Source organism: Streptomyces sp. NPDC088794, assembly GCF_044750545.1.
GTDB lineage: Bacteria > Actinomycetota > Actinomycetes > Streptomycetales > Streptomycetaceae > Streptomyces.
Genome location: NZ_JBIVKB010000002.1, coordinates 226882 through 247155, shown reverse-complemented (window position 1 = coordinate 247155; position 20274 = coordinate 226882). Strand labels below are relative to the sequence as shown.

Here is a 20274-nt window from a genome sequence, read left to right as displayed (position 1 = left end):
CGTCCGTTTGTGCCCATGTGCGCGTCAAGTGAGCGTTCGCCGACGGGGTCACCCACCCGGGGGACGGGTAAAACGCCTGGGAATCCGCTGTGTTTCGGCCATGTGCGCGCTACGAAAGGGCCCTTGTACGGCCATCGGCGCGTCGCCGTTCGATTCCGGAGAGTAGTTGTGGCACGCCGATGCACGCAGCATCACTTACGAAGGGTTATGGTGGAAACCCCCCCTCGGGCCGGTCCGTATCCCCCCCACGGACCGGCCCGTTTTATGTGGGCGGACAGGGATACCCGGAGCGGACGCTCACGGCAGGCACCCGGGGGTTGCGGGAACCGCTCGACCGGCCCCCGCCGTCCTGCACTCGGCGACGCATCCTCAAGCACCGCAACTTCAAGCACCGCGTCTCGCACCACCGCGTCCTCGACCGCCGGACCCCCCAACTCGGGTGCGGCCAGGCAGCGGTACGCTGCCGACGCGGGGACCGCCACCGTACGGAGGGGCTGACATCACGTGAACCTGCGCGACAAGCTGCGCGGCCTGCTGGTCAGGCTCTACGCACGCCGGGTGGAAGGCCACCTGGACCACGCTCAGGTGCCCAAGCACATCGGCGTCATCATGGACGGCAACCGCCGCTGGGCGAAGGCCGCGGGCTCCACCACCGTGCACGGCCACCGGGCCGGCGCGGAGAAGATCGAGGAGTTCCTCGGCTGGTGCACCGAGACGGACGTCGAGGTCGTCACCCTCTGGCTGCTGTCGACGGACAACTTCGACCGGCCCCAGGACGAGCTCGGCCCGCTCCTCGGCATCATCGAGGACGTCGTGCGCACCCTCGCCGCCGACGGCCGCTGGCGCGTGCACCACGTCGGCACCCCCGACCTGCTGCCCGGCCAGATGCAGACCGCGCTGAAGGAGGCCGAGGAGGCCACCGCGCTGGTCGACGGGATAGTGGTCAACGTGGCCATCGGCTACGGCGGCCGGCAGGAGATCGCCGACGCCGTGCGCTCGATGGTCCTCGACGCCCACGACAAGGGCCATTCCATGGAGGAGCTCGCCGACGCCGTCTCCGTCGACATGATCAGCCGCCACCTCTACACGGGTGCGCAGCCCGACCCCGATCTGGTGATCCGGACCAGCGGCGAGCAGCGGCTGTCCGGATTCATGCTGTGGCAGTCGGCCCACTCGGAGTACTACTTCTGTGAGGTCTTCTGGCCGGCCTTCCGCAAGGTCGACTTCCTGCGCGCACTGCGCGACTACGCGCTGCGCCACCGCCGCTACGGCGGCTGAGGGCGGGCCGGCAGGGGCCGGCGGGACGGTCCGGGAGGCAACGGGACCATCCCTTTTGGGACGGAAGTAACAAGGAGTTCACCGGGGCGCCGTCATATGCCGTGGCATGGCGGCGCATGTTCGAGGGCATAAGCCAAGCAGGTCGACGCCCGAACCACGGGTGTCGGATCTCAGCGGACGGCACGGGGCCGTCCGCCCGGGAGGCCCTTTGCACCAGCTCGACCGTGCGGTCACGGCACGGAAGAAGCAGTGGAGGGCCGGTTCTCGGCCCGTGCAGAGCGGCCGTCGACCGGTCCAGCTCCACTCCGTCGCTCCCCGACCTCATCCGAGGGGGTACGTCCTTCCGTGGTGACCAGCACAAAGCGCCGTATGCCAGACCGGCGCACCTATGTTCTCGACACCAGCGTCCTGCTGGCCGACCCGAACGCCATGACCCGCTTCGAGGAGCACGAAGTAGTGCTCCCCATCGTCGTGGTCACGGAACTGGAGGCCAAGCGGCACCATCCCGAGCTCGGGTACTTCGCCAGGCAGGCCCTGCGCCTGCTCGACGACTACCGGGTGAAGTTCGGTCGCCTCGATGCCCCCATCCCGATCGGGGAGCTGGGCGGGACCATCCGTGTCGAGCTCAACCACTCGGACCCCAGCGTGCTGCCCAGCGGCTACCGCCTGGGGGACAACGACTCCCGCATCCTCGCGGTCGCCCGCAATCTGCAGGCCGAGGGGTTCGACGTCACGGTCGTGTCCAAGGACCTGCCGCTCAGGATCAAGGCCTCGTCCGTCGGGCTCCTCGCCGAGGAGTACCGCGCGGAACTCGCCATCACGGGCTCCTCCGGCTGGACCGGAATGTCCGAACTGACCCTGGCCGGCGAGCAGGTGGACATCCTCTTCGAGGAAGGGCACGTGTACGTGCCCGAGGCCGCCGAGCTTCCCGTGCACACCGGGCTCACCATCCAGTCCGAGCGCGGCAACGCGCTGGGCCGGGTGACGTCCGAGGGCAACGTCCGCCTCGTGCGCGGCGACCGGGAGGCGTTCGGCATCAAGGGCCGCAGCGCGGAGCAGCGCATCGCGCTGGATCTGCTGCTCGACCCGGACGTCGGGATCGTGTCGATGGGAGGCCGGGCCGGCACCGGCAAGTCGGCGCTCGCGCTCTGCGCGGGTCTTGAGGCGGTCCTGGAGCGCCGCCAGCACCAGAAAGTGATGGTCTTCCGGCCGCTGTACGCGGTGGGCGGACAGGAGCTCGGCTATCTGCCCGGCTCCGAGGCCGAGAAGATGGGCCCCTGGGCGCAGGCGGTCTTCGACACGCTCTCCGCGGTCACCAGCCGCGAGGTCATCGAAGAGGTCACCGCGCGCGGGATGCTCGAAGTGCTGCCCCTGACCCACATCCGCGGACGCTCGCTGCACGACGCGTTCGTGATCGTGGACGAGGCGCAGTCACTGGAAAGGAATGTCCTGCTGACCGTTCTGTCCCGGATCGGCGCGAATTCACGGGTGATCCTGACCCATGACGTCGCCCAGCGGGACAATCTGCGGGTCGGTCGCTACGACGGCGTGGTCGCCGTCGTGGAGAAACTGAAGGGGCATCCGCTCTTCGCGCATGTCACGCTGAACCGGTCCGAGAGGTCCCAGATCGCGGCCCTTGTGACCGAAATGCTGGAGGACGGGCAGATCTGACCCAAGTGCTCAACTTGCGGTAGCTACTCGTTGGTTGGCGCCGTCCGGAAAGGCCAAGAGCCTAGCCGGGCGGCGCCTTCGCGTGGCCCTGTTTCTCGAATTCACCGGCGCCAAACGGGATGTGAGCTTTCACACGCAACTCAGAATTGCCACCCGACGTCCGGTTACGGCAGAGTCTCACTCCTGTCAGGCCCCGCATACGACACACCTGTGCCCCCAGCGGTACAACACCACAGCAGCATCACAGCCAACTGAACAGCGTCGTCGTATGCCGCCCGAGCACCAAGCGGCGCTCCCCTCGTGGGAGTTGCCCACCGGGCCCGTGCCTCCCGTGACCCCGCAGTTGGGAGGCCAGTGTTCAGGGGCACGATTGCGTCCGCCAGGGTCACCGAAGCGGGCGATGCTGGAAGGAAACCGTGTGAGCCGGATCTCGGTCCGGGGATTCGCAGTGGTCTCGGCCACCGCGGTCACCGCCGTCGGAAGCGTCGTGGGCGTTGCCTCGGGCAGCGTGGCGCAGAACAACGACGCAGAGGCGACGGCAACCGATGCGACGCTCCTCGCGGACATACCCGCGGGCCAGCAGGCCCACGTGCAGCTGGCGTCCCTGACGCAGCAGGCGGACGCGCAGGCCATCGCGGCCGACGCGAGCGCCAAGAAGGGTGCCGAGGAGTCGGCCCGCAAGGCAGCCGCGAAGACCGCCCTCGAGAAGAAGGCGGCCGCCGAGAAGGCGGAGAAGGAAGCCAAGGAGCGCGCCGAGGCCAAGAAGGCCGCGAGCCGCACCAGCACGCGTGACGCTTCCTCCTTCCCCGTGCAGAGCTCGTACTCGGTCGCGCAGATCCAGGCGATCGCCCGCCAGATGGTGCCGAGCGCCCAGTTCCAGTGCTTCAGCAACATCGTGGACCACGAGTCCGGCTGGCGGATGAACGCGGTCAACGCGTCCTCCGGTGCCTACGGTCTCTTCCAGGCACTGCCCGCCTCCAAGTACTCCTCGGCGGGCTCCGACTGGCAGACCAACCCGGCCACCCAGATCAAGTGGGGCCTGAACTACATGGACAGCCGCTACGGCAGCCCGTGCGAAGCCTGGTCCTTCTGGCAGGCCAACAGCTGGTACTAGGCCCCGAAGCCTGAGCCGTCGCCGAAACCGGCGCTCTCACCTCTCAACCTCGCGCAGCCCCTCCCCGTCCTTAGGGGAGGGGCTTTCGCCCTGTACGGTCGGACGCGACGACTCCAGGGAGGAGTGGTGGGCACGGACGGGGGTAGAGGGCGAATCATGTCGCGCGTGCCTGGATGGCTCGGCCGGATCGGCGCCGGACTCACGGATCTGAGTGAGCGGCTGGATGAACGCCGGGCCGAGGTGGAGCGGGAGAGTTCCGACTCCGACGTACCGCCGCCCGGCGCGACGGAACCGGCCCGGCAACCCGCGGACCGCGCCAAGCCGAAGACCGCCGAGAGCGCCGAGTCCGAGGACCCGCCGGCCGTCCGTCCGTCCGCCGCGCCCGTCGTGACCGTCAAACGCCCCTCCGCGCCCCGCCAGCTCACCGTCCGCCCCGATCCCGCCCAGGCCGTCCCCTGGGGCGTACGGGTGGCGGCCGAGGCCGGCTGGCGGCTGCTGGTGCTCGCGGGCACCGTGTGGGTGCTGATGCGGGTCATCAGCGCCGTCCAACTCGTCATCCTCGCCTTCGTGATCGCGCTGCTCATCACGGCGCTGTTGCAGCCGACGGTGGCGCGGCTGAAGCGGCGCGGGGTGCCGGGCGGCCTTGCCACCGCGCTCACCGCGATCCTCGGCTTCTGTGTGATGGGCCTGATCGGCTGGTTCGTGACCTGGCAGGTCATGGAGAACATCGACAACCTCTCCGACCAGATCCAGAACGGCATCGACGACCTGCGCAACTGGCTGCTGAAGAGCCCGTTCCACGTCACCGACAAGCAGATCAACCAGATCGCCAAGAACCTGCGCGACGCGGTCGGCGCCAACACCGACCAGATCACCTCGGTGGGCCTGGAGGGCGTCCAGGTCGTCATCGAGGCCCTCACGGGGATCCTGCTGGCGTTCTTCTCGACGCTCTTCCTGCTGTACGACGGTGAGCGGATCTGGGGCTGGGTGCTCAAGCTGGTTCCCGCGGACGCCCGGCCCGGCGTGGCGGGTGCGGGACCGCGCGCCTGGCACACGCTGACGGCCTACGTCCGCGGCACGGTGATCGTCGCCCTCATCGACGCCACCTTCATCGGCGTCGGCATCTACTTCCTCGACGTGCCCATGGCCGTCCCGCTGGCCGTGTTCATCTTCCTGTTCTCCTTCATCCCGCTGGTCGGCGCGGTCGCCTCCGGCGCGCTCGCGGTGGTCGTCGCGCTGGTCACCCAGGGCGTGTTCACCGCGGTGATGACCCTCGCCGTGGTCCTCGCCGTCCAGCAGATCGAGGGCCACATCCTCCAGCCCTTCATCCTCGGCCGCGCGGTCCGCGTGCACCCCCTCGCGGTCGTCCTGTCGGTCGCGGCGGGCGGCATGGTCGCCGGCATCGGCGGCGCGGTGGTCGCCGTACCGCTGGTGGCGGTGTCGAACACGGTGGTCAGTTACCTGAAGCGGTATTCGGAGGAACAGCGGGAAGAGGAGCAGGAACCGGAGCGGGACGAGAGCCTTGAACAGGAACCGGAACAGCGGAACCTCGAGGATTCGCCTCCGGCGGCCGATACCGACCCGCCCTCGGATCGCTCAAATGCGGCGTCGAACGAAGTGAATTGACACGTCCTCCGGCGCAACTTCCGTCACCTGAAGACAGGTTGGAAACCCCCGGCCGGAATATGCGCCCGGACTGATACACCTTCCCCCCTGAGCGCTACGCGTCAGGCGTATGTGCGACACGGCAGGGGGGCGTGATGTCGGGGTACGACCTCCTGGCGCGGTCCCTGGTCGCGTGCGGACGGGAGGGGCTGACGGGGGAGTTGCGGGTGGCGGGGGCGCCCGGCGGGGTCTTCCATCTGCGGGACGGGCTCGTCGTCGCCGTCGAGTCGCCCGGGGCGCCGGGGCCCGAGGCGCTGCTGCTGCGCTCGGGGCGTATCGACGGGGAGCAGTGGGCCGCGCTGGTGCGGGAGGCGGGAGGCGCGCGCTGGCCGGTCGCCGGGCTGATCGCACATGGGTACGCGGGGGCCGCGCAGCTGCGGGTGGTGTGCGTGATGGCCTTGCAGGACGCCGCGTTCGCGATCGCCGCGGGCGGTGTCCACGGCTGTGAGCGCACCGAGGGGGAGGTGGGGCCGCCGGCTCCGGTCACCGTCGGCGAGCCGCCCGGACGGCTGCTCCAGGACGCCTCCCGCAAGCTCGCCGCGGTCGCCGCCATGCCCCGGCCCGCCCACCCCGACCGCGAACGGCCCGTGCCCGCGGCCGGCTGGGCCGACGGCCCGCTCACCGAGTTGCGCAGCGAGCTGCTTGCCCATGCGGACGGTCGCCGTACCGCCCGTGACCTGGCCTTCCGTACCGGACGCGGGGTCTACACCGTCACCGTCGAGGTGGCCCGCATGCTCGCCGAGGGGCTCCTGGAAACCCCGGGACCGCCCACGCCGATCGTCGTCCGCACCCCGCCGGGCGGGGTCCGGCAGCGCACCCCGCCGCCCACGCCCGCACCGCCCGTGCCCACCGCGCCGCGCGCCGTCGAACTGCCCCGGCGCAGCCCCGGCGCCAGCGGCATCACGGAATCACTCACCCCCTCGCTCGCCCCGGAGAAGCACGGCGCGAGCTGGAAAGGGTTCTTCCGGCTGCGGAACGGAACCTCGAAATGAAAGAACCCCGAGATGAAAAGACCGATCAATTGCGAACAGAATATGGGGAGTTGATTCCATGGACCATGAAGCGCTGACCCTGGAAATGCGCGGACTGCGCGAACAGGTGGCCGGTATCACCGACACGGCGCTCGCGGCCGCCGACGGACTGCTCATCGCCGCCGACACCGCCGACTCCATCGACCCGGAGGGCCTCGCCGCCCTCGCCGCGGCCGGCCTCGGCCTCGCCCGGCGCACCGCGGCGGCGACGGACCGCGGCACCTTGCGACGGACGGTGACCTACGGCAGCCACGGCTGCGCGGCCTTCTACGCCGTCGGCGACGCCGCCCTCATGGTCGTACTCGGAGACGAGGGCATCGACGTGGACCACCTGCACCGGGCGACCCGGCAGGCGTTGCACCGCATCGACCTGATCCTCACCGAGAAAGCACCGGAAAAAGCACCAGAAGGAGTCTGAAGGGATGGCGACGAAGCGCATGACCCCAGGTTTCTCCGACCAGGTGATGGGCCTGGTCAAAGCACTCCGCACCGATGCACCCGACTGTGTGGCCTCGGGCGTGGTCGACATGTCCACCGGGATGCTGCTGTCGTACGAGACGGTGGACAACCACCCGCCAGAGATCCTCGACCTGCTGGCGGGCGCGACCCTCGACCTGTTCCAGGGCCGGACGGTCGTGATGATCGAGGACGTCTTCAAGGAGCGTCGCGGGATCACCAGTGACCACCACTTCTTCCAGGAGATCCTCGTCAACAGCGAGAACCTCACCCATCTGTTCGTGCGGATGACCGAGCAACAGGACGTCGTCGCCGTGGTCGTGTGCCGCAAGTCGGTGAACGTGGGCATGCTCTTCGCCCAAGTCCGCCGGGTGGTACGGGAGTACGGACTCTGACCGGAGCGAGCGGAGGGCTGCGGGCGGCTGCTACTCCGTGCGCAGTCCGTCCGGCCGCATCATGCGCAGCAGCGGCGGCAGGCTGAGCAGGGTCACGGCCAGGACGATCCCCGCGCCGACGCCCGTCATCTGCAGCACGCTCGTCCAGTCCACGCGCACCGTCGTGTCCGTCATCCTCAGCAGCACCGCGCCCAGCGTCAGCCCGACCGCCGACGCGAGCGCCAGCCCCAGGGTGATCGGGATCGCCGTCTGCCACAGCACGGACAGGCTCAGCGTGCGCCGCCGGGTACCGAAGGCGACCAGTGCGGAGAGGAGCTTCTTGCGCTCGCGCAGCTGCTCCAGCTGGGACACCAGCAGACTCGCCCCGATCAGCGCCAGCACAGCCGCGGCGCCGACGAACAGCCCGGTGCGGATGGAGGTGTACTTGTCCGACCGCTGGGTGGCCGACCACGTCATCGGATCCGTCATCGGGTCGACGGCGGTCGCCGTGTTGCGGACCAGGTCCTGCACATCGGGCACCGACTGGTCGAGGCTGAGATAGACCTGCCCGCTCAGGCCCGCCAGGGTGGCGGCCGGCAGCGCCTTCGGGGTGACCAGGAAGCCGCCCCGCTCGTAGCCGGTCATGTCCTTGCGCGCATCGGCGGTCTTCACGTCGGCCGGCAGCGGCCAGGGGAGCTCCTTGCCGCGCGTGGAGTCACCCTCGTAGCTCGGGTCGACGTACAGCGTCCCGCCCGCCTTGGCGAGCTTGGGCGTGTCGTTGTCGTACTCGACGTCGCGGACGGCGAAGACGTCGCCGTCGTGGCACGAGGACAGCCGGGCCACCTCGCGCAGTGCCGCACAGCTGCCGACGGTCATCGAGCTGGAGTGCAGGGGGTCCGAGCGCCGGTCGCCGAGGGTGCCGTCGGAGTAGACATTGACCGCGCGCACGCCCTCGGTCGCCCGGAACTTCGCGGCGGCCTGCGCGGTCGACACCCCGCTCGGCAGCGTCACCTGCATCTGCGCCCGCGTCACGTCGAGGCCGGTGTCCTTGGTGTAGTCGCCGTCCACGCCCGCGAACAGCATCTGCAGCGCGATCGCCCCGGCCACCGCCACCGCGATGCCGTTGACCATCCGGGCCGCCGAGCCGCTGCTCAACTGCAGCCTGCGCACGGCCAGTTGCCAGGCGACCCCGCCCGGGCCGAGCCGGGCGACGACCGCCTCCACGATCCACGGCAGCAGCGCGGTGATGCCGACCAGGAGCAGCATCACGCCGCCGATGACGAGGTACTGGTTGAAGTCGCCGTTGGTGCGGCCCTGCCCGATCATCGGGTAGAGCATCGCGAGCCCCGCCAGCGGCAGCAGCAGCCGCCACCACAGCCGGCGCCGGGCCGGCTTCGCCGTACGCACCACGCCGAGCGGCTCGATGACCACCCCGCGCAGGGCGAACAGCGTCACCAGCACCGCGGCCGCCGGCACCGCGAGGGCGACCAGCAGGGCCAGGGCGGGGGAGGGGTTCAGATAGCTCGGGAACACACTGACGTCGAAGACCTCCATGGAGCCCGCGATCTGCCGGCCGATCATGAAGAACCCGGCACCGAGCACCAGGCCGAGCACCGAGCCCGCGAGCGCCTCACCGGCCGCGATCCGCCGGGTCATCCGGCTGTCGGAGCCGACAAGCCGCAGTGCCGCGAGCCGCCGGTCGCGCCGCTCGCCGCCGAACCGCACGGCCGCCGCGATGAAGACGGCGACCGGCATCAGCAGCGCCACGAACACGACCAGGACCAGCAGGAGCAGTACGGGGTCCATCGCGTCGGACGACGGGTCCGGGTCCCCGAAGTGGTCGATGCGCTCGACCCGGCCGCCGTCGACCTTCGGCGCGAGGTCGTCGGCGCCCCGGTAGAAGGCGAGTTCGGCCGAACCGACCAGCCCGCTCTCGCCGATCGTCCCGATGATCTTCTGCGGCAGCCGCTCCCGCAGCAGCTTCCCGTCGGAGGACTCCAGGAGCCTCTTCAGCGCGGGGGAGACGACGATCTCGCCCACCCCCGGGAACTTCGCCACACCGGGCGGCAGCGGGGCCTTCGGGCCCTCCGGCTCCAGCGCGCGGCCCCGGACGTCCTTGTCGCGGAAGGTCGTACCGACGCTCGCGACGATCACGGTGTCGTCGGCCTTCTTGATCCTCTTCGCGGTGTACGTGATGTCGCTGCGCGCGGCCTCCCGGTCGTGCCGCACGTTCAGCGCGTTCGGCAGGGCCGTGGTCAGCAGCAGCAGCGCCACCCCGAGCCCCACGCCGACCGCGGTCAGCAGGGCCCGTACCCAGCCCTCGCGCCCGCCGGCGAAGGCGAACCGCACCCCCATGGCCAGGTCCCTGACCGACTGCCCCGCCTTCATACGGCCCGCTCCATGTCCCGGGACTTGCCGTCCCGTACGACGATCTCGCGGTCGGAGTACGCGGCCACCCGGGCCTCGTGCGTGACCAGGACGACGGCCGCGTTGGTGGACCGGGCCGCGTCCGTGAGCAGTTCCATCACGCGCTCGCCGTTGAGCGAGTCGAGCGCGCCCGTCGGCTCGTCGGCGAACAGCACGCGCGGACCGGTGACCAGCGAGCGGGCGACGGCGACGCGCTGCCCCTGTCCGCCGGACACCTCGCCGGGGCGCTTCCTGCCGAGGTCGTCGACCTCCAGGCGCTCCATCCAGGTCAGCGCGGCCCGCTCGGCCTCCTTGCGGGAGGTGCCGTTCAGCCGCAGCGGCAGGGCGACGTTCTCCACACAGGTGAGTTCGGGCACGAGCTGGCCGAACTGGAAGACGAAGCCGAACTCGGAGCGCCGCAGCTGACTGCGCTGCGCGTCGCTCATGGTCGCCATCTCGCGACCCTGGTACGTGATCGAGCCCGAGTCGGGCGGCACGATGCCGGCGAGGCAGTGCAGCAGCGTCGACTTGCCGGACCCGGAGGGGCCCATCACGGCGACGACCTCGCCGGGGTGGATGGAGAACTCGGCGCCGTCGAGCGCGAGGGTGGGGCCGTAGGCCTTGCGCAGGTCCTGGGCGGCCAGCAGGGAACCGGGCGGAGGAGTCACTTGGCCACCGCCTCACGGAGCTTGTCGAGCCGCGCGGCCGTCAGCTCCAGCCAGCGCAGATCGGCCTCAAGGTGGAACAGGGCGTGGTCGCAGACCAGTTGGTCCGCCAGATCGCCCCGGCGCTTGCGGTCGGTCAGGATGCGCATGCTGCGCAGGTGCTCGGAGCGCTGGCTGTCTAGGATGTCGGCGGCCTCGCGATGGGTGAGCAGCGCCAGGACGACCTTGGTGTAGAGGGTCGACTGGAGGTACTCCTCCGGCTTCTCCGGCGTCGCCAGCCACCGCTCCACGTCGGTGATGCCGGCGTCGGTGATCGCGTAGCGCTTGCGCTCGGGGCCGCCGCCGGCCTCGATGCCGTCGACTTCGACGAGCCCGTTCTTCAGCAGCCGGGACATCGTCGAGTAGACCTGGCCGTAGTGCAGCGGCCGGTCGTGACCGAACTTCTCGTCGAAGGCCCGCTTGAGGTCGTAACCGTGGCGCGGGCCGGACTCCAGGAGCCCCAGGAGGGTGTGACCGATGGACATGCGGAGCACTCTACACACGGTGTATACGCCTCATGTATACGCGGTATGTGTAGATCATGGCGGGGTGTACGGGTGCGCAGGTGGGGGCCGATTGTCACGGTTCTGCTACATGGATTCGGCCGCCTGGGCCGGGCTCTCCGGCTTCAGCTGTCGCGGTCGGTGGGCGGGCGGCCTCTGCGCGGGATCGGTCCCGCCTGGTCCGGCAGGCGGCCGGCCTCCTTCAGCGCCCTCCGCAGCAGCAACTCGATCTGCGCGTTGGCGGACCGCAGTTCGTCGCCGGCCCAGCGGGCGAGGGCCTCGTAGACGGACGGGTCCAGCCGCAGCAGCACCTGCTTGCGCTGCTGCGGCCGACTTTGAGGGGCCGACCCCTCGGAGGGATCCGTCACTGGTAGAGGGTTCCGGTGTTGAGGACGGGCTGGGGTGCGCGGTCGCCGCACAGCACCACCATCAGGTTCGACACCATCGCCGCCTTGCGCTCGTTGTCCAGCTCCACGATGTCCCGCTCCGAGATCCGCGCGAGCGCCGCCTCGACCATGCCCACCGCTCCGTCCACGATCTGCCGCCGGGCCGCGACGACCGCGCCGGCCTGCTGTCGCTGGAGCATCGCCGAGGCGATCTCGGGAGCGTACGCGAGATGCGTGAAGCGCGACTCGATGATCTGGACGCCGGCCGCCTCCACGCGCGCGTGCAGTTCGACGGCGAGCTTCTCGGTGATCTCCTCGGCGTTGCCGCGCAGCGAGAGGCCTCCCTCGTCGTGGGCGTCGTAGGGGTACTCGATGGCGATGTGACGGACCGCGGCCTCGGTCTGGGTGGCCACGAACTCCAGGTAGTTGTCGACCTCGAAGGTGGCCTGCGCGGTGTCCCGCACCTTCCAGACCACCACCGCGGCGAGCTCGATCGGGTTGCCGTAGGCGTCGTTGACCTTGAGGACGGCGGTCTCGTGGTTGCGGACCCGGGTGGAGATCTTGGACCGCGAGGTGAAGGGGTTCACCCAGCGCAGCCCGTCCTCGCGGATCGTGCCGCGGTAGCGCCCGAAGAGCTGGACCACGCGCGCCTCGCCGGGCGCGACCGTGTTCAGTCCGAGCAGCGAGATCAGTGACGCGAGCAGGACGAGGACACCGCCGACGGCGAAGCCGGCGCTCGCGGAGGCGGCCACGAACAGGCCGACGGCGGCCAGGATCCCGACCAGCCCGAGCAGCAGCACGAGTCCGCCCCCGATGCTGTGCGCGGTGAACTCCCGCACGTGCGGCGCGGGCATCTCGGGCAGGTCGGCGGGTGTGTCGGTGGTGGGTGCGGAGTCGTGTGCGGACATGGTGGGGCCCCCGTTCTCGTACGGTTTCGTACGTCTTCGCCGTGCATATCTCGGCTCTAGCTAAGTGATATCACTTTACCCTGTGGGGCAACCCTTCACGCCTCTCGGCCGTCGGTTCCGTTGGGACGGGTGCTGATTCTCACGTCCGAGAAAGGACGGATCGGCGGACCTGTGTCACAACTCCCGGTGTTAGCTTTCTGAGCTGACTTGAGCGGCGAACCTGTGTGACGTGTGAGCACACATGACCGAAGCGGAGCGGAACGGACCAATGGGACGGGCGGAAGAGAGACGAGCGCGACAGCGCGGCGGTCGCCGCGCGGCGCCCCCTACGCGCTCGTCCGAAGAGACGGCGTCGACGGCCCCCACGGGCCCCTCCGGGACGACGTCCACGGCGACCACGGCCACCGCCGAGGCCGAACCCACCGTCATCGGCGGCCGGGCCGCGGCCCGCAAGGCGGCCCAGGCCGAGGCCAAGGGGCGGGGCAAGGGCAAGGCTGGCAAAGGTAAGAACGACAAGAGCTTCCTGCGCCGGATGTTCACGTGGAAGAAGATCGTCGGGGCCGTCTTCGGGTTCTGTCTGCTCGGCATGGGCGCCTTCATCGCGATGTACATGATGATCGACATCCCGGCGGGCAACGCCGACGCGGAGTTGCAGAGCAACGTCTACAAGTACAGCGACGGCAGCCTGCTGACCCGTGACGGCGAGCGCAACCGCGAGATCGTGGACCTGGCCAAGGTGCCCAAGAAGGTCCAGTACACGTTCGTCGCCGCCGAGAACAAGACCTTCTACCAGGACGGCGGCGTCGACCTGAAGGGCACCGCCCGCGGTCTGCTCAACACGCTGTCCGGCAAGGGCACCCAGGGCGGTTCGACGATCACCCAGCAGTACGTCAAGAACTACTACCTCACGGCCGACCAGACCGTCACGCGCAAGCTGAAGGAACTGGTCATCTCGCTCAAGCTGGACCGCGAGAAGTCCAAGGACTACATCCTCGCCGGGTACATCAACACCAGCTACTACGGCCGCGGCGCGTACGGCATCCAGGCCGCCGCCCAGGCCTACTACCGCGTCGACGCCGAGGACCTCAACGTCCAGCAGGGCGCCTACCTCGCCGCGCTGCTCCAGGCGCCGAGCCAGTACGACTGGGCCGTCGCCTCGCCCACCGGCCAGAAACTGGTGAAGGCGCGCTGGAACTACGTACTGGACAACATGGTCGGCCAGGGCTGGCTCGACGAGGCCAAGCGCGCGGAGATGAAGTTCCCGGTGCCCAAGGAGCCCAAGGCCGCGCCCGGCATGGGCGGCCAGACCGGCTACCTGGTGGACGCGGCCAACGACCAGCTCGCCAAGCAACTCGTCGCGCAGGGCACGGCGGACAACGTCAACGACGCTCTGACCATGGTCAAGGCGGGTGGCTGGACCATCACGCTGAACATCGACAAGAAGCGGCAGAAGGCGCTGGAGAGCGCCGCCAAGTCGCAGCTGACCAGCAAGCTGGACCCGAAGAAGCGCAAGGTCGACGCGGACGTCCAGGCCGGCGCGGTGTCGGTGAACCCGAAGACGGGCGCGGTCGTCGCGCTGTACGGCGGCACGGACTACTACAAGCACTTCCGCTCCAACGCGACCCGCGTGGACTACCAGCCCGCGTCGACGTTCAAGCCGGTCATCCTGGCCGCCGCCCTCGACGAGGACGCCAAGACCCAGTCGGGCAAGGCGATCTCCGCGAACACGATCTACGACGGCACCAGCAAGCGCCAGGTCGTGAACAACGGCACCAAGGTCGGCTTCGCCCCGGAGAACGAGGACGACCAGGACTACGGCGACATCACCGTCCAGACGGCGATGAACAAGTCCGTGAACTCCGTCTTCGCGCAGATGGGCGTCGACGTCGGCATGGACAAGGTGCTCAAGGTCGGCAGTCAGATGGGCATGGACACCGCCGACCTCAAGGCGGTGCCCGCGCAGACGCTGGGCACCATGGGCGCGAGCCCGTGGCAGATGGCCGGTGTGTACGCGACCCTCGACAACCACGGCCGACAGGTCACCCCGACCATCATCAAGGCGGTCGAGAACAGCAAGCGCGAGGTGAAGCTGCCGGATCCGATCGGCGCCCAGATCGTCAGCCGCGAGGCCGCCGACACCGTCACCTCGGTGCTGACGGGCGTGGTCGACGACGGTACGGCGAAGAAGTCGGTGGCGGAGAACACGGAGCGCGACGGCCGCAAGGTGGCCGGAAAGACGGGTACGTCCGACGACAACCTGTCGGCCTGGTTCACCGGCTTCACGCCCGACCTGGTCACCTCGGTCGGCCTGTTCGGTGAGGCCGCGAAGGGCGGTGCGCATGTCTCGCTGACCGGTGCCACCGGTCTCATTCCCGCCCCGGGCCGTATCAACGGCGGTGGCTACCCGGCGCAGATCTGGGCCGCGTACACCTTCGGCGTCGCCTCCAAGAACGCCAAGTTCGACCTGGACACCACGCAGGGCGCGGCCGTCCAGCCGAGCACGACGCCGACGGTCTCCGAGACGCCGAGTCAGACGCCCAGCGAGACACCGAGCGAGACGCCGACGACCAAGCCGCCGACGTCCTCGGCGCCGCCGAGCCAGACGCCGACCACCTCGGCGCCGGTCGAGACGCCGACCACGTCTCCACCGGTCTCCACACCGGTGGAGACACCGACGGAACCGGAAAACCCGCTGGAGGGCGACGACCAGTAGGTACGACGCCGGCGGACACCTGACGAAGGGGCGCCCGGTGAGCACCGGGCGCCCGTGTCGCAGACAGTGTCGAAATCAGTCGCAGAGCGTCGCCGACCTCACTCTGTCGATGATCGGCGTTCCGTTTGCATCCCACATGATCGCCGTGACCGGGGCACACATGACGTACAGGCCGTTGCTGCTCTCGTACTTCACAGGACCGGCGTACTGACTGTATGTACCCTCATCGGTCGGGCAGGCCGCGCCTTCCTTGTTGGGACAGAGCTTCAGTTTCATGTGCTTCGCACTGCTCGTGTTGTTGTCGAACAATGCGCAAACACCGTAAGACCCCACAGAGGACTTGACGTAGGTGAAGAGCGTCCCGTAGCGCCTGGAGTCGGGAAGCTGCTCCGCGAACTCCAGTTCATAACCGGTGCCACAAAGGGTGGCCGCCGCGCTGACCTCGGCGGCGTTCGCTTCGGCGATGGCTCGAGTCTGCGCGTCCCGAGCGCCGTTGGGGGACAACTGAACATCGGTTCCCGCGATTTGCTGCTCCGGCGCGTGAGCGTCCTGGGCGATCGCTTGTGGAGCGAATAGGACGGAGGCGGCGAGTGACGCACCAACAGCGACAGAACGGATGAGCTTGCGCATGGAAAAGGCTTCCTCTCGGTGCGGGTTCTGGGCGGTGCCGGATCCCAGGTGAAAAGGAGCGGGTTCGGCGAAGTGATCTGCACCTGCCAAACATATCGATCACCATAGGCGCGGGTCGGCGCCGTCGACCAGCGATTATTCGAGGGCTGGCTCGATCACGTCCCCCTGGGATCTCTGTAAGAGACAGCGGTTTCCCTGCGTATGGGCGGCTGGAGGAAGCTGAACCGCATTGCCGGCCGCTCTCTCCTATGGGCATATTCGGGCCACTTCTCCACTCCCGCAAAGTCGGCCCTTGACTCCTGTCCGTGATCCGAGGCTAGGGTGATCGGTGCGTGGGCGGTTCGACGACTGAATTGCCGGAACATGCGTCCGCCAACGACTGGGGGATCGTTGCGATGGGGGGATAGGTCGCCGTGTCGTGATGCCAGCTATCCGTGCTCAGTAAGCGGAATCTGCGCGCCCTGTTCCGCTCTACTCGACTTCCCTGACGCCATGCCGTTAGGCAATTTATATCTGTACGCAGCGTGCTACCGGTGTGTTCGGATATGTGAGGCGCCCTGAAGGCGACAGCGCCGACCGGGGCACGATGTTCAGCTTGATCATGGATCTTCTGTATGCATTGGACATCAGGCCGGTCGTCACTGACCTCGGCGACGGAGTCCTTTCTGTGGCCGCCGCTCATGGGTCCATCGGTATCGGCTGGGGCGCGAACGAAAACGTTGTCAAAGAAGCAGAGGCGGGGCAGCGCCTTGATCGTGAAAGCTGCTCGAATCTGACTGGAATGACACATTCCGATTATTTCAGGTGGTCAGTCCAAACTCGCGAAGGGGGACTTTCAGTGGCCGACGAGATGGTGCTCAGAGCCCAGAAGTTCGTCAATCAGGTCTACGGCAGCAAGATCGGTATGACCGTCACCGAGGACGGGCGTACCGGATGGAACACCATGTACGCCCTGACGCGTGCTCTCCAGTACGAACTCGCCATCACCTCGCTCTCCAACACATTCGGTCCCACCACCCTCTCGACGCTTCAGTCGAAATACCCGAAGCTCAATGCTTCCACGGTTCCGTCGGGTGACTTCTGTCGCATCATTCAGTCCGGGCTCTACTGCAAGGGCTACGACGGCGGCGGCATCGACGGTGTGTACAGCGACCGCGTGGCCTCATCCATAGCGTCGCTCAAGGCCGACATGGGTGTCGGAAGCGCTTTTTCGGGCAGTAGCCTCGAACCCAAGGTGTTCAAGGGCCTGCTCAACATGGACGCGTACGTCACCGTCAACGGCGGCTCCGACAGCATCCGTGGGATCCAGCAGTGGATGAACGGCCGCTACGTCAACCGGCAGGACTTCTACATCATCCCCTGCGACGGCCATCACTCCCGCGATGTCGCCAAGTCCCTGCTGTTTGCCATCCAGTACGAGCTCGGCATGGCCGACGGCACCGCCAACGGCGTCTTCGGCCCCGGTACTCAGGCCGGCCTGAAGAACCACACGGTCGCTGTCGGCACGACCGGCACGTGGGCGCTGCTGTTCACCGCGGCCATGATCCTCAACAAGCGCAGCGTGCCGTTCGGAAACTTCACCGGGGATGTGCAGACCGGTGTCAAAGTGTTCCAGTCCTTTGCGCAGCTCCCAGTCAGCGGAGTCGGCGACTTTCAGACCTGGGCTTCCCTGTTGGTCTCCTACGGTGACCAGGCTCGCGTGGGAGAGGCGTGCGACGGCATCACGAAGATAACCCCCGCTCGTGCGCAGGCATTGAAGAACGCGGGCTACAAGTACATCGGCCGGTACCTGTACAACCCCTCCACCACATCACTGCCGGAGAAGGAGATCCAGCCGGGCGAGCTGGACACGATCAAGCAGTACGGACTGCGCTGCTTCCCGATCTACCAGACGTATGCCCGGTCGGTCGACTACTACAGCACAGCGCAGGCAGTCACAGACTGCATGACCGCCGCGTACAAAGCGGAGGAGCACGGTTTCAAGTCAGGTTCGAGGATCTATTTCGCAGTCGACTACGACGCGGTCGACGAGGAGGTCACCTCGTTCGTCCTACCGTACTTCGGGAGTATCAGGGCCCAGATGAACCGGATGGGAAGCCCGTTCAGGATCGGCATCTACGGTCCGCGCAATGTGTGCTCCCGTGTCTCCGATGCCGGATACGCGGACGCGAGTTTCGTATCCGACATGTCGTCCGGTTTCTCCGGAAATCTGGGCTACACGCTGCCAGCGAATTGGGCCTTCGATCAGATCGTCACGAAGTCGATCGGTTCCGGCGACGGTGCGATCGAGATCGACAACAACATCGCCTCTGGGCGGGACCTGGGTCAGAGCGACTTCGACGCCCCGCCGGCTCAGAAGCTCGACATCGGCTTCAGCCTGTCCTACTGGGAGGCACTGGCGCAGGAAGCCACCGACTACATGAAATCCATCGGAAGGGGCGAGGGCGCCAACAACATCTACACACGTCGAGAGTGCTTGGAAACGATCATCTCGCTGGACGACGTCATCACGTCGACAGCCCGCAGGTACCGTATGCGCAAGTCCCTGATCCAGACCACCGCTTTCTGGGAGTTCTGTCACTACGGCAAGGAGGACGTCAACGTGGACGGCGGCGTCGCCCTCTACTACACAGGTGTCCTCCCGGACTGGGCCAAGGACATCCCCGGCATCGAACGGGCCCAGGACAGCAGCACCGGAGTCGGCCAGATAAAGGGCCGTACCGGCATCCTGGCGTGGAACAACTCCATACGTTCCGGTCTCGTCGACGGGACGCTCCTTGACCCCGATGACGTCCGCCCCGACCCGGACGCCGACCGGTACAAGATGTGGGTACAGCTTCTTGAGGACAACGCGTTTAATGTTCGCACCGTGGCTCATGCCCACATATGGGCCGCTGATGGCAAGGCCGGCGACGTGGAGGAGACTCCGATCGACCGCCCCTCACTCAACTACAGCGACAGCTATATCTACGAGATCCTGCGCCGCTACCAAGGGCCGGTCGAGCCCGCGTTCTCCGACGCCAAGCTGCGCATGCCGCTGTACGCGATCTTCGAGAAGTACAACCTCCTTATCCGCGAGGCGTAGCCACCATGCCAGTATCCGATCCGTACCAGGTGCACAACTACACGGTGCTCTCCACGATCATGATTGCCGGCGTGGCGGCTCTGCTGGGCCTTGCCGTGTATCTGGGCTCACGGCTTACGGGCCAGAACCTCCGGGCCTATAGCCCGCCCACCGTGTGGCGAGATCTGTCCCTGCTGACGGCTACCACGTCGCTCGCCCTTTATCTGTGGGGATGCCTCCACATCGTCTTCCTGGAACGACAGGAGGTCGGCAACGAATGCGCCAAGAAAGCCGGAGGGATCCGCGTAGCCGCGTTCCACGGTGATTTCGTCCCGTTGCAACTCGTATGTCGTACGGACGCCGACCGCAGCTTCACCGTGGTCATCCCGGACTACATCAACCCCTCCATCGCCGTCCTGTTGCTGTCCGCGCTGGCCTGCGGAATCACATCCATTTTGCTCCACCGCAAGCGGCACTCGGCCACCTGCGAGCAGCGCACGGCCATACGCAAGCAGCACACGGCCATACAGAAGGAAGGCTGACATGTTGCGCCACACCGCCCCGACCCGTAGACATGCCCTCACCGCAGTGGCAGGCGTCACCGCCGCCGCGAGCCTCGGCTCCACCGGCTTCCTCGCGACACCGGCCGCCGCGGCACCTTCGATCCAGTCTCAGCCCCTCAAGGACGACGGGCTGAAGGCAGCGTTGCGCCGCCTCGAAGCGCGCCGCCGCCGCATCCTCACCGGTCGCCCGTCCGCCAATGGGTGGGAGATGGAGAAGGAGATCGACACTGGTGGCTCGATCTGGACTTGCGAGATCGAAGGCACCCGCGGCCCGCTCACCGTCGCCGTCCGCGCCGGTGACGTGGAGACGATCCTCATCCATGTGATTCGCCGCTTTCACTACGAGATCGATAGCCTGGGCGCCCAGGGCGAACCCAAGCCGGTCGAAGGCTGGGTGCCGCCGTCGGACGTCCGCGACAGTCGGCTGCCGGAGTCGAGCCAGGCGTCTGGCACGGTCGTGGTGATCCGGCCGGACTCTTACCCGCCGGGCGCTCGGGGTGCCTTCACAGCGGCGCAACAGCTGATCATCCGGGACATCCTCGCCGACACGGAGGGACTTGTCCGCTGGGGCGGCGACGACCGTCGCCCTTACGAGGGCCTGTTCTACCTGGCTGTACGCCCCGGTGACCCGCGTCTGGTGAGCGTGGCCGCCAAGATCCGTTCCTGGGATGAGACCCCCGGCCGGGGCGCCGGTGTCCTCGTCGACATGACTCAACCGTCCCGCAGGCGTCGCGCCACTCGTTACCAGTGACATGCACCTGGTAACCGGTAGGTGAACGCCCTCGTCCAGCGTGCATACGCGGGACGA

At 67.9% G+C, this 20274-nt stretch carries 17 protein-coding genes; 11 read left to right on the top strand and 6 right to left on the bottom strand.

Going from position 1 to position 20274, the window contains the following annotated elements; genetic code table 11:
* Nucleotides 1–504: 504 nt before the first annotated feature.
* From ACIP6U_RS05670 to ACIP6U_RS05640, 7 genes are all read left to right on the top strand, one after another.
* Nucleotides 505–1278 (top strand): isoprenyl transferase, encoded by a 774-nt coding sequence (locus tag ACIP6U_RS05670; protein ID WP_401713467.1) that lies wholly within the window; start codon nucleotides 505–507, stop codon nucleotides 1276–1278.
* 345 nt (nucleotides 1279–1623) lie between these two features.
* Nucleotides 1624–2949: a PhoH family protein gene (locus ACIP6U_RS05665; protein ID WP_123998007.1), complete on the top strand. Its 1326-nt coding sequence runs from the start codon at nucleotides 1624–1626 to the stop codon at nucleotides 2947–2949.
* A gap of 418 nt (nucleotides 2950–3367) precedes the next feature.
* Nucleotides 3368–4063 (top strand): lytic transglycosylase domain-containing protein, encoded by a 696-nt coding sequence (locus ACIP6U_RS05660; RefSeq protein WP_401713464.1) that lies wholly within the window; start codon nucleotides 3368–3370, stop codon nucleotides 4061–4063.
* A gap of 156 nt (nucleotides 4064–4219) precedes the next feature.
* Nucleotides 4220–5689, top strand: coding sequence for an AI-2E family transporter (locus ACIP6U_RS05655; protein WP_401713462.1), 1470 nt, complete (start codon nucleotides 4220–4222; stop codon nucleotides 5687–5689).
* A gap of 134 nt (nucleotides 5690–5823) precedes the next feature.
* Nucleotides 5824–6720 (top strand): MarR family transcriptional regulator, encoded by an 897-nt coding sequence (locus ACIP6U_RS05650; protein ID WP_401713461.1) that lies wholly within the window; start codon nucleotides 5824–5826, stop codon nucleotides 6718–6720.
* Between the two features lie 58 nt (nucleotides 6721–6778).
* Nucleotides 6779–7177 (top strand): roadblock/LC7 domain-containing protein, encoded by a 399-nt coding sequence (locus ACIP6U_RS05645; protein ID WP_401713459.1) that lies wholly within the window; start codon nucleotides 6779–6781, stop codon nucleotides 7175–7177.
* Between the two features lie 4 nt (nucleotides 7178–7181).
* Nucleotides 7182–7610: a hypothetical protein gene (locus ACIP6U_RS05640; protein ID WP_123998003.1), complete on the top strand. Its 429-nt coding sequence runs from the start codon at nucleotides 7182–7184 to the stop codon at nucleotides 7608–7610.
* Between the two features lie 30 nt (nucleotides 7611–7640).
* Here the strand turns inward: ACIP6U_RS05640 and ACIP6U_RS05635 are convergent, their stop codons facing one another.
* The 5 genes from ACIP6U_RS05635 to ACIP6U_RS05615 all read right to left on the bottom strand — a co-directional run bounded on the left by ACIP6U_RS05635 (nucleotide 7641) and on the right by ACIP6U_RS05615 (nucleotide 12496).
* Entirely contained in the window at nucleotides 7641–9977 is a 2337-nt protein-coding gene (locus ACIP6U_RS05635) for an ABC transporter permease (RefSeq protein WP_401713456.1), read from the bottom strand.
* A complete protein-coding gene (locus tag ACIP6U_RS05630; protein ID WP_401713453.1) occupies nucleotides 9974–10663 on the bottom strand; it encodes an ABC transporter ATP-binding protein in 690 nt (229 codons plus the stop codon). Before ACIP6U_RS05630 ends, ACIP6U_RS05635 begins: the two co-directional genes overlap by 4 nt.
* Complete coding sequence (locus ACIP6U_RS05625; protein WP_123998000.1) at nucleotides 10660–11184, bottom strand: PadR family transcriptional regulator; 525 nt, start codon at nucleotides 11182–11184, stop codon at nucleotides 10660–10662. Before ACIP6U_RS05625 ends, ACIP6U_RS05630 begins: the two co-directional genes overlap by 4 nt.
* 143 nt (nucleotides 11185–11327) lie before the next feature.
* Nucleotides 11328–11570: a hypothetical protein gene (locus ACIP6U_RS05620; protein WP_401713450.1), complete on the bottom strand. Its 243-nt coding sequence runs from the start codon at nucleotides 11568–11570 to the stop codon at nucleotides 11328–11330.
* Complete coding sequence (locus ACIP6U_RS05615) at nucleotides 11567–12496, bottom strand: SPFH domain-containing protein (RefSeq protein WP_401713447.1); 930 nt, start codon at nucleotides 12494–12496, stop codon at nucleotides 11567–11569. The genes ACIP6U_RS05620 and ACIP6U_RS05615 overlap by 4 nt, the downstream gene beginning before the upstream one ends.
* A 268-nt stretch (nucleotides 12497–12764) precedes the next feature.
* Here ACIP6U_RS05615 and ACIP6U_RS05610 point away from each other — a divergent pair, with 268 nt between their 5' ends.
* Nucleotides 12765–15209, top strand: a complete 2445-nt coding sequence (locus ACIP6U_RS05610; RefSeq protein WP_401713444.1) for a transglycosylase domain-containing protein — start codon at nucleotides 12765–12767, stop codon at nucleotides 15207–15209.
* A gap of 75 nt (nucleotides 15210–15284) precedes the next feature.
* Here the strand turns inward: ACIP6U_RS05610 and ACIP6U_RS05605 are convergent, their stop codons facing one another.
* Nucleotides 15285–15839, bottom strand: coding sequence for a hypothetical protein (locus ACIP6U_RS05605; protein WP_401713442.1), 555 nt, complete (start codon nucleotides 15837–15839; stop codon nucleotides 15285–15287).
* 838 nt (nucleotides 15840–16677) lie between these two features.
* Between ACIP6U_RS05605 and ACIP6U_RS05600 the strand changes: the two genes are divergently transcribed.
* Genes ACIP6U_RS05600 through ACIP6U_RS05590 form a run of 3 tightly spaced genes read left to right on the top strand, consistent with a single transcriptional unit; the run spans nucleotide 16678 to nucleotide 20217 of the window.
* A complete protein-coding gene (locus tag ACIP6U_RS05600; RefSeq protein ID WP_401714398.1) occupies nucleotides 16678–18924 on the top strand; it encodes a glycoside hydrolase domain-containing protein in 2247 nt (748 codons plus the stop codon).
* A gap of 5 nt (nucleotides 18925–18929) precedes the next feature.
* Complete coding sequence (locus ACIP6U_RS05595) at nucleotides 18930–19445, top strand: hypothetical protein (RefSeq protein WP_401713439.1); 516 nt, start codon at nucleotides 18930–18932, stop codon at nucleotides 19443–19445.
* Between the two features lies 1 nt (nucleotide 19446).
* On the top strand, nucleotides 19447–20217 hold the full coding sequence (locus ACIP6U_RS05590) for a hypothetical protein (protein ID WP_401713437.1): 771 nt from the start codon (nucleotides 19447–19449) through the stop codon (nucleotides 20215–20217).
* Nucleotides 20218–20274: the final 57 nt, after the last annotated feature.